This is a genomic window from Pseudomonas tumuqii (assembly GCF_013184545.1).
Classification (GTDB): Bacteria; Pseudomonadota; Gammaproteobacteria; order Pseudomonadales; family Pseudomonadaceae; genus Aquipseudomonas; species Aquipseudomonas tumuqii.
On sequence record NZ_JAAOJA010000005.1, the window covers coordinates 107,457 to 122,689 of the forward strand.

General features: G+C 64.5%; 12 protein-coding genes. 5 read left to right on the plus strand and 7 right to left on the minus strand.

Annotated features, from left to right (window positions below; genetic code table 11):
• Positions 1–9 precede the first annotated feature (9 nt).
• The 6 genes from G9C89_RS11400 to G9C89_RS11425 all read right to left on the minus strand — a co-directional run bounded on the left by G9C89_RS11400 (position 10) and on the right by G9C89_RS11425 (position 4,641).
• On the minus strand, positions 10–1,071 hold the full coding sequence (locus G9C89_RS11400; protein ID WP_172148008.1) for an NADH:ubiquinone reductase (Na(+)-transporting) subunit F: 1,062 nt from the start codon (positions 1,069–1,071) through the stop codon (positions 10–12).
• A 10-nt stretch (positions 1,072–1,081) separates the two neighbouring features.
• Positions 1,082–1,441, minus strand: coding sequence for a phenol hydroxylase subunit P4 (locus G9C89_RS11405; RefSeq protein WP_172148009.1), 360 nt, complete (start codon positions 1,439–1,441; stop codon positions 1,082–1,084).
• A 63-nt stretch (positions 1,442–1,504) separates the two neighbouring features.
• A complete protein-coding gene (locus G9C89_RS11410; protein ID WP_172148010.1) occupies positions 1,505–3,043 on the minus strand; it encodes an aromatic/alkene/methane monooxygenase hydroxylase/oxygenase subunit alpha in 1,539 nt (512 codons plus the stop codon).
• A 10-nt stretch (positions 3,044–3,053) separates the two neighbouring features.
• Positions 3,054–3,323, minus strand: coding sequence for an MmoB/DmpM family protein (locus tag G9C89_RS11415; RefSeq protein ID WP_172148011.1), 270 nt, complete (start codon positions 3,321–3,323; stop codon positions 3,054–3,056).
• A gap of 11 nt (positions 3,324–3,334) precedes the next feature.
• Positions 3,335–4,324, minus strand: a complete 990-nt coding sequence (locus tag G9C89_RS11420) for an aromatic/alkene monooxygenase hydroxylase subunit beta (protein ID WP_172148012.1) — start codon at positions 4,322–4,324, stop codon at positions 3,335–3,337.
• A 47-nt stretch (positions 4,325–4,371) separates the two neighbouring features.
• A complete protein-coding gene (locus G9C89_RS11425; protein WP_172148013.1) occupies positions 4,372–4,641 on the minus strand; it encodes a phenol hydroxylase subunit in 270 nt (89 codons plus the stop codon).
• Positions 4,642–5,118: 477 nt separating this feature from the next.
• Here G9C89_RS11425 and G9C89_RS11430 point away from each other — a divergent pair, with 477 nt between their 5' ends.
• On the plus strand, positions 5,119–6,804 hold the full coding sequence (locus G9C89_RS11430; RefSeq protein WP_172148014.1) for a sigma-54-dependent Fis family transcriptional regulator: 1,686 nt from the start codon (positions 5,119–5,121) through the stop codon (positions 6,802–6,804).
• A gap of 586 nt (positions 6,805–7,390) precedes the next feature.
• Here G9C89_RS11430 and G9C89_RS11435 read toward each other — a convergent pair.
• Positions 7,391–7,927, minus strand: a complete 537-nt coding sequence (locus G9C89_RS11435; RefSeq protein ID WP_172148015.1) for a lecithin retinol acyltransferase family protein — start codon at positions 7,925–7,927, stop codon at positions 7,391–7,393.
• Positions 7,928–8,365: 438 nt separating this feature from the next.
• Between G9C89_RS11435 and G9C89_RS11440 the strand changes: the two genes are divergently transcribed.
• From G9C89_RS11440 to G9C89_RS11455, 4 genes are read left to right on the plus strand one after another with little or no spacing between them, the layout of a single operon-like run.
• Positions 8,366–9,379, plus strand: coding sequence for a WD40/YVTN/BNR-like repeat-containing protein (locus G9C89_RS11440; protein WP_172148016.1), 1,014 nt, complete (start codon positions 8,366–8,368; stop codon positions 9,377–9,379).
• A gap of 10 nt (positions 9,380–9,389) precedes the next feature.
• The gene (locus G9C89_RS11445) at positions 9,390–11,879 is read left to right on the plus strand and encodes an efflux RND transporter permease subunit (RefSeq protein ID WP_218575927.1); all 2,490 of its coding nucleotides are present in this window, start codon (positions 9,390–9,392) and stop codon (positions 11,877–11,879) included.
• 39 nt (positions 11,880–11,918) lie between these two features.
• Positions 11,919–13,811 carry a DUF1302 family protein gene (locus G9C89_RS11450; protein ID WP_172148017.1) on the plus strand — a complete coding sequence of 631 codons (1,893 nt, stop codon included), beginning with the start codon at positions 11,919–11,921 and terminating at the stop codon, positions 13,809–13,811.
• Between the two features lie 18 nt (positions 13,812–13,829).
• Positions 13,830–15,143, plus strand: a complete 1,314-nt coding sequence (locus G9C89_RS11455) for a DUF1329 domain-containing protein (protein WP_172148018.1) — start codon at positions 13,830–13,832, stop codon at positions 15,141–15,143.
• Positions 15,144–15,233 lie beyond the last annotated feature (90 nt).

A 15,233-nucleotide genomic window follows, 5' to 3' on the forward strand; every position in this document is an offset into this window, starting at 1 on the left:
CGGCGACCCTCAGAGACGCTTGAACAGCGCGGAACGCTGGCTGTCGCCGGCGCCATCGGCGGCGGTGAGGAAGCGCTCCATGAAGATGTCGCGCTCGAACAGGCGGCCCTGCATCAATGTGCTGATGGCCGCGTCGATCATCGGTGGCGGCCCGCACAGGTAGGCCTTGTGCCCGCTGAAGCGGCCGTCGAAATGGGCCTTGGCGGCGTCATGCACGAAGCCCTTGAAGCCCTGCCAGTCCGGATCGTCAGTGGCCTGGCTGAGCGCCGGCACATAGGTGAAATTGCCGTGCTCGCGGGCCAGGCCCTCGAACAGCTCGCGGTTGTAGAGTTCGGCGACGTTGCGCGCGCCCTGGAACAGGGTGATCTGGCGGCTGTCGCCCTGTTCGAGCAGGTCGAGGATCATCGACTGCGGGCTGGACAAGCCCGAGCCACCGGCCATGAAGATCAGGTCGCCCGGCTGCGAACCGCGCACGAAGAACTGCCCGTAGGGGCCGGACAGCTGCAACTGATCGCCGACCTTGAGCTGCTGGTGGATATAGCCGGTGGCGGCGCCGCCCTCGACCAGGCGCACATGCAATTCCACTTCGCTGGCCTGGCCCGACGGATTGGCCAGGGAGAACGCCCGGCTGCCGTCGATGCCCGGCAGGTCGAGGTTGACGTATTGCCCGGACTGGAAGGCCATCGGCCGATCGAGGCGCAGGTGCACGCCCTTGATGGTCGGCGACAGCTCGACGATGGCACTGACCGTGGCGCGGAAATCCGCCACCGGATGGCCGAGAAAGTCGGGGTCGACGTCGATGTCGGCCTCGATGGTCACGTCGCTCTGCACGGTGGCGCAGCAGGCCAGCACCTTGCCCTCCTCGCGCTCGATGTCCATCAGGGCGAAGGGCGAGGCGGCGCCGATCTCGACCTCGCCTTCCAGCACCTGCACCTTGCAGGTGGCACAGGTGCCATGGCCGCAGGCGAAGGGCAGCCACACGCCCTGACGCAGGGCGGCCTGGAGGATGGTCTGGCCTTCCTCCACGTCGATCTGTTCGCCGGTCGGTTCGATGGTGACGGTGTAACTCATGGTGCTCACCTCAACTCGCGGAGTTGCCCAGGCCGTTCAGGCCGGGGGTTTGCAGACGCAGCATGTCCTTGTGGCGGAGGCCGTTGGCGTCCAGGCTGGCGGCGAAATCCGGTGACCATGGCTGGTCGTTGAGCAGCCAGACGCTGGCGCTGAAATCGACCTTGGCGGTATCCGGGTGGGCGGCCATGGCCGGGCGCAGCACTTGCTCGCACAACTCGGCGAAGCCCATGGCCGGATCGACCAGCAGGGCGAACGGCGAGCAGAACATCAGGTGGCGATCCCAGCCCAGGTACAGCAGGCGATTGCCGTGGAAGTTGGCTTCGAGGTCGAGCGGGGGGAATTCATAAGCCCCGATGGCATTGACGGTCATGAAGAGGTTCCTCTTGTTCTGGGTATCGGAAGGAGCGGGACGGCGCTGCCGTCCCGCGCCGGCTCAGCTCGCCTTGGGCAGCGGGGCGACGGCCGGATTCAAGCCCTTCCACTGCAGCCAGCGCTGGTGCTCGGGCGAGCCGAGGTACTCGAAGTTGTCCTCGCCGATATTGATGTTGTAGTAGTCGCGCACCACCGACTCGATGTCGGCGCCGCCACAGTTGCCCTGGTAGATCTGGTGCACCGGCAGCCAGGCCTGGACGTACTTCTGCGGCTGGTTCTTGAAGATGTCGCAGCAACCATCCGAGCAGAAGTGGTAACGCTCGCCCTCGTGCACATGGCTGCGATGGCTGAGCTGGGTGGCGTCGTCCGGCTCGGTGAAGATGGTCGGTATCTGGCACACCTGGCACAGCTGCGGCAGGGTGTTGTTGTAGAAGCGCTCGCCCTTTTCCTGCTGCTCGCGCCAGAAGGTGAAGCGCTCGCGGTAGTACTGGTCGAAGGTGTTCGGGTACTTGGCCGACAGCCAGTCCATCTCCTCCTCGTTGGGCATCCAGGTGTGGAAGTTGGTGGCCTGGCTGTACTGGTAGAAGGTCGCCCAGGCCTGGTGGGAGACGTGCTCCTTGCCGATGGTCGACTGCTCGACGTACTTCGGCGCCCGGATGCCGTAGCGCTCCAGGTCCTTGAACAGCGCGCCGCCGGCCTGCTCGAAGTAGACCTCCCAGGCTTCGGCCCAGGACATGACTTTGTTCGGCAGCATGTAGTCCATCATCATGCCGACCAGTGTCAGCAGGCGGTTGCCACGCCAGAACCACTTGTCGATCCAGCCCTGGATGATCGGCACGTTGTCCTCGTGCTGCTCGAGCATGAACTTGATCACCTCCAGGCCCAGGGTCATGTGCCGCGCCTCGTCGGACTGCGCCGAGAAGCCGAAGGTGACGGTGGCCATGTCGCCGTTGTAGGCCGCGCCGGACATGAAGGGCACGAACAGCAGGTTGGTCAGCACGTACTCGAAGGAGAACGAGATCGCGGTGAGGAACTCGAACGGCCCGGCCGTGCGCGCATCGTCGAAGAACGACTTGGGCACCGAGAGGAACCACACGCGGTCGTGCATATGGGCAAAATCATGCAGGCCGTTGAAGTGCTTGTTGTAGTGGCTCATCGCGTGAACCTGGGTCTGCACGTGGCGCAGCTCGTCGATCGCCTGCATCTGGCAGGCGACCCGCGCACCGGCGCCGCTGAACTGCCGGCCGACCCGGGCGAAGCCCTGGAACGCCTGGTACTCGCAGGGGCTGATGCCACCGAGGAACAGCTTCAGCGCATTGACGTAGCGCGCATCGGAGATGGTCTGCTGGCCGTTGTTCTGGGCGAAGGCGTCGAGAATGGCGTAGAGCTTCTTCTCCTTCTCGGCCTGGTACTTCCAGTAGGCATCCATGGTCAGGCGGAAGGGGTCTTCCCACTTGTCCCAGTCGGTGATCTTGATGCCCTCGAAATCCTCGTGGGGGAAGATGGCCTTCTTGTCCTGGTAGCTGGGCTCCCAGTCGAGGTCGCGGGTCAGGTAGCGGTACTTGTCTTTGAGGCCGAGTTTTTTCTTGTTGGCGGTCATGGCTTGGCTCCTAATTTTTCCACTCGAGAACGAAGGCGTCGTCGTCCTCGTCGACGTTGCCGCCGATGGTGATCACGTCCAGCAGCATTTCCTGCACGTCCCAGGCGCGGCCGAGCCGCTCTTCCATGGTGTCGCGACGGATCTCCAGACGGCCTTCGGCCTCGATGCGGATCATTGCCGGCTGGTGCTCGACCCGCGCATGGGGGTTGTCATGGCTGATGCCATCCACCAGGTAGCGGGCGTTGTCGTTGTCCTGCAGGACGATGTAAACGAGCGACATGGTCTGGATCCTTATTGAATGTTCAGGCCGAGCTTGTTCAGCCGGGCGAGGAAGTCCTGCTGCACGCTGGCGAATGCCGCGCCGCCGGCACTGATCTCGGCCAGGGGCGCCAGCGCCTCGAGGGCACGGGCCGACCAATGGGCAATCCAGGTTTCGATCTGCTGGCGATTGCTCTCGCTCTCGGCGGCCACGGTCTTGACCATGGCATCCACCCAGCGGCTGTTCTCGGCGTACCACTGGCGCATGAACTCGGTGAGCATGCCGACGTCGCCGGCGCCTTCGGCACTCAGGGTCTCGTCGAACTTCTGGTAGATCAGCGGGAACAGCAGGCCATCGCTGACCAGGTTCTGCGCCAGGCTCAACTCGAACCAGTCCTTGACCACGAAGCTGTCCTCGACGTAGCGGCGCAGGCCCTGCCACAGCGGATCTTCCAGCCACAGCTGCTTGCCCTGCTCGAGCGCCGCGGTGCCGCCGCCGTCGAGCAACAGGCCGATGCGCGACAGGTACTGGGCTATCCCTAAGCGGTCCATGGCGGAGTAGATGTGCATCTGCACCACGGTGGTGGCGCAGCCATCGGCGGCGATGCCGCTGTTGTTCATGTTGGCGCCCAGCTCGGCGTGGCGCAGCGGCACCAGCACCCGCAGAATGCGTGCGCGCTGCTCGTCGCTCAGGCGTCCCAGCAGCTCGCGCTTCTCGCAGAAGGCGTACTCGTGCTCGGTGGTTTCCTGCATGCGCGCGCGGGTCTGCACGTAGGTGCCGTAGTAGTACTGGCGCGGATCGCTGACCGCATACCAGTCGCGCATCACCAGGCAGGTGCGGGTGACATCGTTGAGCAGCTTGTCCGGCTGCCACTGCGGGCGGTAATGGAAATTCAGCGTGGCGGCGACGTCGTAGCTGGCCTCCTGATAGCGGCTGGCCGGCTTGTCGCCGAAGCGTCTGCGGATATGGCTGAAGGTCTGGCGGATCGGCTCCACCGTGTTCGTCTTGATCTCTATGCTCATCTCGACCGTACCTGTTGTTGTTGTGTGTGGCTGCCGTGGGCAGGCTCTCAGTCGCGCTTGCCCGGCATGCGGCGGCCGGCTTCACCGAAGCGCCACTTGACCATGTCGTCGTCGACTGCCTGGGCCATCGCCTGGTCCATCACCACCACATGGTTGTGCTGGCAGAACTGGGTGAACGCGGCTTGCGGCAGCACCAGCTCGACGAACAGGTCCGGGTAGCCGATGGCGAAATCGAACTCGACGAAGCGGGCACCTGGTTCGCTGCGCACCCGGATGTAACGCGGCAGGTCTTCAAAACGGGGTTCAAGCGTGTTCATGTTCGGGCCATCTCCCTTGGTGGCGGGTGACAGGCCTAACGCAACGGCTGTGCCAATGATCGAAAAAAACTTACAAGCAATTGATTTATAAAGGCTTATTTAAAATAAAAGGCGGCAAGAAACGCTCCGCAGGGCGCGGCGCGGCCAAGCCGATACGGGCTTTTTTGATGATTTGATCAAATGCCCCAGGCCGGCTTGAGCAAATGCTCAGCCAGCGGAAATGGGCGGACAGGCGGCGCCAATTTCATCAATTGGTTGACTTCCAAGTGCGCATGGATCTGGATATGGTGACTGCCCAGTCGAGCCGCGAGGCGTTGTGCCAGCACTCGACCGCCAACCACCCCACGCCCTTGCCTGGCCGGAAAATGCAGGCAAAAGCAGGCAACCGGCAGGTAACTTCAGCCATCTTCAGGGGCTGAAGGGAAACCGGCCCGAGGTGGTTCTCCCCTTACAAGAACAATCAGGGGTCCTATTGCCATGGCAATCAGGTACAAGCCACAACTGCAACATTCGGACTTTCAGGATCTGAGCAAACAGATCCGTTTTCAAAGCATGGAAGGCAAGATCTGGTTCGGCGAACAGCGCATGTTGCTGATGCAGGTTTCCGCCATGGGCAGTTTTCGCCGCGAGCTGGTGAGCATCCTCGGCATCGAGCGGGCCAAGGGCTTCTTCCTGCGCCTGGGCTATCAGTCCGGCCTCAAGGACGCCGAGCTGGCGCGCAAGCTGCGCCCGCATTGCAGCGAGCTGGACATCTTCCTCGCCGGCCCGCAGCTGCATTCGCTCAAGGGCCTGGTCAAGGCGATCCCCACCGAGCTGGATATCGACATCGAAACCGGGCGTTTCTACGTCGAGGTGGAGTGGGTCGACTCCTTCGAGGTGGAAATCTGCCAGAGCGAACTGGGGCCGATGGCCGACCCGGTGTGCTGGACCCTGCTCGGCTACGCCTGCAGCTACTCCTCCTCGTTCATGGGCCGCGAGGTGATCTTCAAGGAGATCACCTGCCGCGGCCGCGGCGACGACAAATGCCGGATCGTCGGCAAGCTGGCCGAGGAATGGGACGACGCCGAGGCGTTCAAGCAGTATTTCAAGAACGATCCGATCATCGAGGAACTCTACGAGTTGCAGTCGCAACTGGCCTCGCTGCGCACCAGCCTGCAACGCCAGGAAGGCCAGTACTACGGCATCGGCCAGTCCCAGGCCTACACCAAGGTCTGCCAGATGATCGACAAGGCCGCCCAGGGCAAGGTCTCGGTGCTGCTGCTCGGCGAAAGCGGGGTGGGCAAGGAGGTGATTGCGCGCAGCGTGCACCTGCGCAGCGCCCGCGCCGAACAGCCGTTCGTCGCGGTCAACTGCGCCGCCATTCCACCGGACCTGATCGAAGCGGAGCTGTTCGGCGTGGAAAAGGGCGCCTTCACCGGCGCGCTGCAGTCGCGCATGGGCCGTTTCGAGCGGGCCAACCAGGGCACCATCTTCCTCGACGAAGTGGTCGAGCTGAGCCCGCGCGCCCAGGCCACCCTGCTGCGGGTATTGCAGGAAGGCGAACTGGAACGGGTCGGCGACAACCGCACGCGCAAGGTCGACGTGCGGGTAATCGCCGCCACCAACGAAAGCCTCACTGAGGCGGTCAAGACCGGCAAGTTTCGCGCCGACCTGTTCTACCGGCTCAACGTGTTCCCGGTCAGCATCCCGCCCCTGCGCGAACGCCTGGAGGATATCCCGCTGCTGGTGGAGCATTTCCTCAAGCGCTTCCACAGCGAATACAACAAGAAGACCCTGGGCCTTTCCGACCTGGCCATGGAGGCCTGCATGCACTACCCCTGGCCGGGCAATATCCGTGAGCTGGAGAACGTCATCGAGCGCGGCATCATCCTCACCGAGAGCAACGAGAGCATCAGTATCGAGGCGCTGTTCCCGCAGTTGCAGATGGAAGAATTGCTCGAGAGCCGGCTGTCCAACGAAGGCACCCTGCTGCAACCGGCCGCCGAGCAGAACTGGATCGAACAGGTATTGGGTTCCGGGCTGAGCCTGGACGCCATCGAAGAACAGCTGATGCGCGAAGCCATGCAGCGCGCCAATAACAACGTCTCCGGCGCCGCGCGCATCCTCGGCCTGACCCGCCCGGCCCTGGCCTACCGGCTGAAGAAGATCGGCATCGAGGCCTGAGCGCCTCCGGGTCTTTGTAGGATGCGGTTGAGCGTAGCGATACCCATCGGCGCTCGTGAGAACCGCCGATTAATCAAGGCTCTGTCCCGACTACGTGTTGTATCGCCAGGCGCGAATTGCCTGCGGTTCGTAGGAGGGTCCGGGCGGCGTTCCGTGACCTCGGGGCGAGCTTTTCGCTGTATCCGCCAAGCGATGAGCAGACAGCCCTTCGGGCTGCATTCGCCGCGGGGTCGCGCCTCCCACAAGACATCGCAGCTATGTAGGGTGGATGACGCCTTTTTCATCCGCCATCGTTGATGGTGGATGGGTGAAGCGTCATCCACCCTACGGTGTCGCAGTCCTTGCACATGAACATAGGATCTACAAGACATCGCAGCATGCAACACGTAGCTGGGGCTCAGCCTTAATCAATGACACGGCGCAAGCCGGGAACGCTCGTGCACCCAGCACCTCTGGATCGCCATGAAGGGTGGGCCGGACGGCGTAGGGTGGGCTTTAGCCCACCGATCCTGAACGTCGCAATCTTGGTGGGCTGAAGCGGAACGCCACCCGGCCCACCCTACGCGCTGACCCGCCCGGCCCTGGCCTACCGGCTGAAGAAGATCGGCATCGAGACCTGACTGAGCCGCTGCAACTGCGGACAGGCCCGCACCAGCAGCCTGGGCAGCAGGCGCCAGACCAGGCCCAGCGCCGCCAGGGGACGAGCCAACAGACCGCGCACCTGGTCGCTGCGCGGGCAGCCATAGCGGCACCAGGTGCAGAAGTGCTCGCAGTTGTTGGTCAGCAGCCGATAGCGGCTCTCGCCAAGCCGCGAGCGGGCCCTGGCCACCACCTGCCCGGCCGCGAAGCCGGGTAGGGGACGGTACTCGATCCACACCGGCCGGTTCGCCGTGAACCGCTCGAGCGGCACCTCTTCCACCGGCCCGGCCTGCAGCGATTCGCACAACCCGGCGTAATGCACCACTCGCCCGTTGCCGACATAGATGCCGTGATGGCAATAGCCATGGCGCGGCGTGACCAGGTGTGCGCCCAGTGGCGGCTCGACGTCCGCATCGATATCCCAGAGCACCTGGCGTGCCCCGCGCGTTGCGCTTGCCTGGAAAAGCGGGTGGGTACTGTTCATGGCCGGCTCCAACCTGCGAAGCCCTTGGCTGACCAAGGGCTTCAGCTGCGTTGCCAGGTTCGTTGCATCAAGCGCGCCAGCAGCGGCATATCGCCGGACTAGACGGGTTACCGGCGGGACGGCCTGCCCGATGCCGAGGCGCCACCGCGGAAATGCTCAAGAAACGCCCAACAAGCGGGCATCCTCCGGCTCGGCCAACGGCAGACCGGCGGACCTCTCGAGGCTGTTTTACCAAATGGATAAAGCTCCGGGCGATTTGATTATTTGCTCAAAGGCAAGGCGCCCCGCCGCGCTGCAATTCCCCGCCGAACAAGCCTCACAGAACATAAAAACAAATACGTTTCAGTAACTTGCAAACCAATACAGGAGACTGGCACAGGCGTTGCTCTAGGGTCACCAACCGCTGCAAGACAACAACAATCCAAGTGGTGACCCGTAATGAGCTTCACTCCCAAGCCGCGTAACGGCCTGCCCTGCGCTATTGCCACCTCGCGTCGGCCTCGTACCACCCTTGCCCTGCTTCTGCTGCCCGTGTTGCTGACCGGCTGCGAGGCCGAACTGAATCTGGCGGCGGTCGGCGAGGCAACCAGCCACGCCAGCCTGCGCACCGATCATTACCAGGCGTTGGCCAGCAACGCGGCAGTCAGCGTGCTGGTCGGCAACGACGGCGTGGTCCTGGTCAGCCAGGACCAGGGCCTGACCTGGCAGCGCCAGCAACTGCCGGGGCAACCCGGTCTGATCGATGTGGATGCCTGCCCGGACGGCAGTTTCATCGCCCTCGGTTTCGACAACCAGCTGTGGCACAGCGCCGATCAGGGCCTGAGCTGGAATGCCCAGGCGCTGCCGACCCAGGAGCAGATGCTCACCGCGACCTGTACACCCGATGGCGCCTGGTGGGCGGCGGGCGGCTTCACCACCCTGCTCAACAGCCGGGACCAGGGCGCCAACTGGGATGAAACCAGCCTGGACGAAGACGCCATGCTCACCACCCTGCAGTTTCTCGACGCGCAGCAGGCGGTGGTCACCGGCGAGTTCGGCCTGCTCTTCAGCAGTCGCGACGGCGGCCGAAGCTGGCAGGCCAGCGGCCGCCTGCCGGAGGAGTTCTACCCGCACGCCAGCCGCTTCGTCAGCCTGGATGAAGGCTGGGTCGGCGGCCTCAATGGCTTCATCTACCACACCGTCGACGCCGGCCAGAGCTGGCAACGCCAGGACACTCCGTCCGCCGCACCGATCTTCAACTTCAGCGCCAACCGCGACGGCCTGTTCGCCATCGGCGATCACAGCAGCGTGCTGCGTCTGAGCGGCGAGCGCTGGCAGGCATTGCCCACGCCGAATGCGCCGACTTACCTGCGCGCCGTCGGCAGCGACGACCATCGTCTGACCGTGGCCGGCGGCCGCGGCCTGTTGCTCAACCTCGATACCCGCCCGGCCCTGGCCGCCCAGGCTCAGTGAGGCTATGACCATGTCCATGCACCGCTTCACCCATTTCTTCTACCTGGCCAAACTCTGGCTGTTCCGTAACCCGCGCCGGGTGCTGGCGCTGATCGGCGCGCTGACCCTGTTCTTCGCCCTGCAGATCCCGGCGCTCAAGGTCTATACCGACTTCGCCGACCTGCTGCCGCAGGAACACCCGTATATCCAGCTGCACAACAGCATCAAGGACACCTTCGGCGGCGCCAACGTGCTGGTGATCGGCGTCGAGTTCGAGGACGGCGACCTGTTCAGCAACGCCAACCTGGCCACCCTCGACCGGGTCACCCAGGCGGTGGACAACCTGCCGGGGGTCAACCACAACCTGGTCAGCAGCCTGACCCACCGCAACTCGCGCAAGATCTGGCTGACCGAGGTCGGCAGCATCAACTCCGAACCCTACTACCAGCCCGAATTCGGCGCGCTCGACGACGCCCAGCTGGCGGCGATGAAGGCCGACGTGGTGGCCAACCCGCGGGTCTACGGGCCGCTGGTATCGCCCGACCTCAAGGTGGCGCTGGTCAAGGCGCAGCTGATCGAGGGCCAGCTCGACTACGCACAGACCTTCGCCCAGCTGCAGGCCCTGCGCCAGGCGGAAGTGCGCGACGGCGTCAAGCTGTACGCCACCGGCCAGCCGGTGCTGGTCGGCTGGGCCTACACCTACATGGAGCAGATCCTGCAGATCTTCGTGTTCACCGTGTTGGCCATGCTGGCCCTGCTGGTGTTCCATTTCCGCAAGGCCTACGGCGTGCTGATCCCGCTTGGCGGGGTGCTGATCTCGACCATCTGGGGCCTGGGCATCATCAGCCTGCTGGGCTACAACCTCGATCCGCTGGGCCTGGTGATTCCCTTCCTGATCGCCGCGCGGGCCATGAGCCACGGCGTGCAGCTGGTGGAGCGTTACTACGCCGAAGTGCGCGAGCGCGGCAACGGCCAGCTGGCCGCACGCGCCACCTTCGACAGCCTGTTCCGCCCCGGCACCCTGGGCATCGCCTCGGACGCCATCGGCCTGGCGCTGATCGCCATCGGCTCGATCGCGCTGAACACCAAGCTGGGCATCTACGCCTCGCTGTGGGCGACCACGGTGATCTTCTCGGTGCTGATCGGCGTGCCGCTGCTGCTGTCGATCCTGCCGCAGCCGAAGCATCCCGAAATCAAGGAAACCTTCCTGCGCCATATCGGCGCCACCTGCGCCGCCACCGTGTCGCGCCCCGGCGCCGCGCGCAAGCTGCTGTGGCTGGCCGCCCTGGCGATTGTCGCCGGGCTGTGGGCGTCGGCGCAGGTGCGCATCGGCGACTCCGAACCCGGCTCGCCGATCCTCTATCCCGAGCACGACTACAACCTGTCGTCCAAGCAGATCAACCAGCGCTTCCCCGGCTCCGAGGAGCTGTACATCATCGCCGAGCACGCCGAGAACGGCGGGATCAAGCGCCCGGAAGTGCTGCGCGCCCTGCAGTCGCTGCAGGCGCACATGCTCGGCGACCCGACGGTGGGCGGCAGCAAGGGCCTGCCGGACCTGGTCAAGCAGGTCAACCGGCTGATGCACAACGACGATCCGCGCTGGTTCCAGATCCCCCATGACGCCGATTACGTCGGCGGGCTGATGTTCACCTACATGGCCTCCAGCCCGATCCCAGGGGCGCTGGACGAGTTCAACGACACCGACGACCGCATCGCCAACCTGGTGTTCTATTACAAGGACCGCCAGGGCGAGACCATCCGCCGCGCCATGCACATGGCCAAGCAGTGGATCGCCGAACACGGCGAGGAAGTCCCCGGCCTGAGCATCCGCCTGGCCGGCGGCACCCTCGGCGTCGCCGCGGCGATGAACGAGTCGGCGTTCGAGACCAACCTGCTGGTGCTGCCGCTGGTGTTCCTGCTGATCTTCGCCTTCGTCATGGTGTTCTACACCAGCTGGCACGCCGGCCTGATGATGCTGATGGCGATGCTCTTCGCCACCGTGCTGACCTACGCCTACATGGGCCTGGCCGGGATGAGCATCGACATCAACACGGTGCCGGTGATCGCCGTGGGCATCGGCGTCGGCATCGACTACTCGATCTACATGATGGACCGCATCCGCGAGGAGATGGTCAAGAGCGGCAACCTGTCCGCCGCGGTGCACCGCGCCATCGCCACCACCGGCATGGCGATCAGCTTCACCGCGCTGACCCTGATGGCCGGCATCATCATGTGGGCGCTGCTCTCCGACCTGCGTTTCCAGGCCGACGCCGCCAAGCTGCTGTGCGTGATGATCGTGATCAACGGCATCGCCGCCATGTTGCTGGCCCCGGCCTGGGTGCTGGTGTTCAAGCCGCGCTTCATCACCGATGCCTACGTCGATGCGGACGGCGTGATCCACGCCGACCAGGACGCCGAACCGACCAGCCCCGACGCCACCCCAATTGCCACCGATCCACTGTCGACCGCCCTTCGGGAGCAGGGCGGCGGACTGCTGTCCGAGGCGCGCCAACCGGCCTGAGCCGGCGTGCACCAACAACCCACCGCAAGAGGTTCTGCCATGCAGACAAGAATAAGAAAAAGCCTGAAACACTGGACCCTGGCCACGCTGGCGGGCGCGGGCTGCGGCCTGACCCCGCTGGCCGCGGTCCTGGCCGACGAGGAGATGCAGGTCACCGGTTTCGTCGAGAACGCCACCTTCGCCCGCGATAGCGTCGGCCTGTCGAAATTCCGCAACACCCTGCAGGTCAACGCCGACCGCAAGTTCGGCGACCTCGGCCAGCTGAACTTCAACAACACCGCTTTCCACGCCACTTTCCGTGGCACCTACGACGGCGTCTACGACCTCAACAGCAGCGAGTACGGCAGCGGCGCGGGGGGCGCCATCGAGCTGGAGAACAGCGTGGCCGGCAACAGCGTGCCCCACGGTGGCGGCCTGACGGTGCCCGGCACCCTGCTCGGCTTCGACCAGGCGCGCAACCCCAACGAGGGCATGATCGTACTCGGCGAGAACCTGCACAAAACCCGCGGCGGCGTGGCCTTCGGCGTGCCGGTGCGGCCCTGCGACAAGGACAGCCGCGGCTGCATCGACGACTACCTGGACGCCAGCAGCGACGACCTGCGCTTCCCCGAGTTCAACGAGCGCCTGGACTTCATCCGCGAGCTCTACGCCGACTTCGACAATGAGCTGCCCAACGGCGACATCCTCAGCTGGCGCCTGGGCAAGCAGCAGGTGATCTGGGGCCGCACCGACCTGTTCCGCGTGCTCGACGTGATCAACCCGGTCGACTATTCGCGCAACAACATCTATGACGAGCTGGAAGACATCCGCATCCCCATGTGGATCGCCAAGGCCGACTGGCGCATGGGCGCCGGCGAGCTGTTCGACGACCTCAACCTGTCGTTCGTGTGGAACTTCGACAAGTTCCGTCCGCACAACCTCGGCCAGTGCGGCGGGCCCAACTCGATCCTCGACGCGGCCTGCTTCTTCCGCGGCATGAACAACCTGTGGGAAAACGGCGGCACCGTGGCCAACTTCGCCAACGGCAACATCGCCACCGACTTCGGCCCCGGCCAGATCGGTATCCGCAAGGCGCACATGCCGTCCTGGAGCCTGTCCAACACTCAGTTCGGGATCAAGCTGGAAGGCGTCTACGGCGACTTCGGCTTCAGCCTCAATGCGCTGACCTACCGCTCGCAACTGCCTTCGCTGCGTGGCGGCATCCCGGCGACCAACGCCTTCACCGGCGAGACCGCGGTGTGGCCGAGCCTGATCGCCTTCGACATCCACTTCCCGCGGGTCAACCTGCTCGGCGGCTCGATGGACTACTACTCGCAGGCGATCGACACGGTATTCCGCGTCGAAGTGGCGCACACCGAGGGCGAGGAGTTCGCCAACACCCTGCAGTCGCGGCTGTTCTCCGAATCCGACGTGACCCGCTACGTGATCGGCGCGGACAAGAACATCTTCATCCCGCTGCTCAACCCGGGCCGCGCCTTCCTGTTCTCGGCGCAACTGTTCGGCCAGCACATCCACGAACACCAGGAGGAGACACGCGCACTGGGCAAGGTCGGCATGCCGGACTGGGAGCAGAACTGGATCGGCACCCTGCTGGTCAAGGGCTGGTGGATGAACGATCGGCTCAGCCCGCAGTTGCTCGCCGCGCATGACTTCAAGGCCCAGGCCACGGCCATCGCCCCGAGTGTCGAGTACCTGTTCAGCGACAACCTGAAGATCACCGCCGGCGCCAACATCAAGGTCGGTCGCGGCGCCCGCGAGTACGACGACTGCCGTACCTGCAACCCCTGGGACCCCTTCACCAGCGCCGGCCAACCGGAAGGCATGAGCCTTGGCCTGTCCGGCTATGAACCCCTCGGTCGTTTCCGCGCCGGCCCTATCGGCATGGCGCAAAAGGAAGACGAACTGCAACTGACCCTGCGCTACAGCTTCTGATCACCACGAGGAAGACCCATGAACAAGCAATTCCGCTTCCGTTTCGCCGCCCTTGCCCTGGCCATGAGCGCAGGTGTCGCCCAGGCCGACTCGGCCGTGATCGACAACTCGTTCTACCCCTACCAGGCCGAGAAACCGGCGTTTGCCGGGCTCAGCGCCGGCCTGACCATCAACAAGGCCAACGTCGCCCAGTTCAAGGACATCATCGATCCGGCCTTCTATGGCTTTATCGAGAAGGGCTGGCTGGACATGCAGGTCGGCGAGACCACCTCCTTCGACCTGCACCCCAACTATGTCGAGGCCACCCGGCAGGGCCAGGACAAGGTCAAGCTCGGCGCCAAGCCCGGCGAGATCGAAGGCTGGGTCGCCGGCCGGCCCTTCCCCCAGGAGCCGGACGCCAATGACCCGCGCGCCGGCGAGAAGCTGGCCTGGAACTACAAGTACGGCTACAACTGGGGCGACAGCGCGGCCATCTCGCCGTTCTACTGGAAGTACCGCGACATGGACTCGGCCAAGGTCGAGCGCACCATCAAGTTCGACTTCCACTTCCTCAACTTCACCGGCCGGGTCAACCAGCAGCCGCTGCCGGCGATCACGCCGAACCCCTCGCAGCTGTTTCGCGGCATCTACGTCAAGGTTCTGGAACCCTATGACGTGCGCAACACCCAGCTGCTGATCCACCGCGCCGAGGACGACCTCAAGCGCGACAACTCCTGGCTCTACCTGGGCTTCCAGCGCCGCGTGCGCCGCCTGGCCACCGGCCAGGTAACCGACGCCTTCCTCGGCTCGGACCTGATGATCGAGGATTTCGAGGGTTACAACGGGCGCATCTCCGACATGAACTGGAGCTACAAGGGCACCAAGTTCCTGTTGATGCCCTTCTACAACCACAACGACCTGACCCTGGACAGCGAAACCCACAAGGACAGCGACGGCTACCAGGTGGTGGCCTTCGCCGGCCAGGGCGGCTGTTTCCCCAACATCACCTGGCAGCTGCGCAAGGTCTACGAGGTCGAGTCGGCGCCGGTCGAAGGCAGCCACCCGCTGTCCAAGCGCGTGCACTACGTGGATGCGCAGACCTTCACCGTGCCGCGCACCATTTCCTATGACCGCAAGGGCAGCCTGTGGAAGACCTTCACCATCGGCCAGGCCCACCCCGATCATCACCTGGCGAAGAACAAGGGCAGCGGTGTGTCGATCGACGACAGCTTCAGCATGATCGACGTGCAGGCCATGCACTGCACCACCGGCCAGTTCAAGGGTCAGGTCGACCCGGCAATGAGCAAGCCGGAAATGTTCAGCGTGCAGCACATGCGCGCGACCGGTAACTGACAGGCAATACCCCCCGCAACCGCCCGGCAGCACGCCGGGCGGTTTGCTCACTACCCCCGAATTCAACTCAGGCGGCGCCCGCGCGGCACG

Bases quoted from the DNA above. Each gene is read 5' to 3' on its own strand.
- G9C89_RS11415 (WP_172148011.1), bottom strand. From the start codon at position 3,323: ATGTCGCTCGTTTACATCGTCCTGCAGGACAACGACAACGCCCGCTAC.
- G9C89_RS11455 (WP_172148018.1), top strand. From the start codon at position 13,830: ATGAACAAGCAATTCCGCTTCCGTTTCGCCGCCCTTGCCCTGGCCATG.
- G9C89_RS11405 (WP_172148009.1), bottom strand. From the start codon at position 1,441: ATGACCGTCAATGCCATCGGGGCTTATGAATTCCCCCCGCTCGACCTC.
- G9C89_RS11410 (WP_172148010.1), bottom strand. From the start codon at position 3,043: ATGACCGCCAACAAGAAAAAACTCGGCCTCAAAGACAAGTACCGCTAC.
- G9C89_RS11450 (WP_172148017.1), top strand. From the start codon at position 11,919: ATGCAGACAAGAATAAGAAAAAGCCTGAAACACTGGACCCTGGCCACG.
- G9C89_RS11440 (WP_172148016.1), top strand. From the start codon at position 8,366: ATGAGCTTCACTCCCAAGCCGCGTAACGGCCTGCCCTGCGCTATTGCC.
- G9C89_RS11445 (WP_218575927.1), top strand. From the start codon at position 9,390: ATGTCCATGCACCGCTTCACCCATTTCTTCTACCTGGCCAAACTCTGG.
- G9C89_RS11420 (WP_172148012.1), bottom strand. From the start codon at position 4,324: ATGAGCATAGAGATCAAGACGAACACGGTGGAGCCGATCCGCCAGACC.
- G9C89_RS11400 (WP_172148008.1), bottom strand. From the start codon at position 1,071: ATGAGTTACACCGTCACCATCGAACCGACCGGCGAACAGATCGACGTG.
- G9C89_RS11425 (WP_172148013.1), bottom strand. From the start codon at position 4,641: ATGAACACGCTTGAACCCCGTTTTGAAGACCTGCCGCGTTACATCCGG.
- G9C89_RS11435 (WP_172148015.1), bottom strand. From the start codon at position 7,927: ATGAACAGTACCCACCCGCTTTTCCAGGCAAGCGCAACGCGCGGGGCA.
- G9C89_RS11430 (WP_172148014.1), top strand. From the start codon at position 5,119: ATGGCAATCAGGTACAAGCCACAACTGCAACATTCGGACTTTCAGGAT.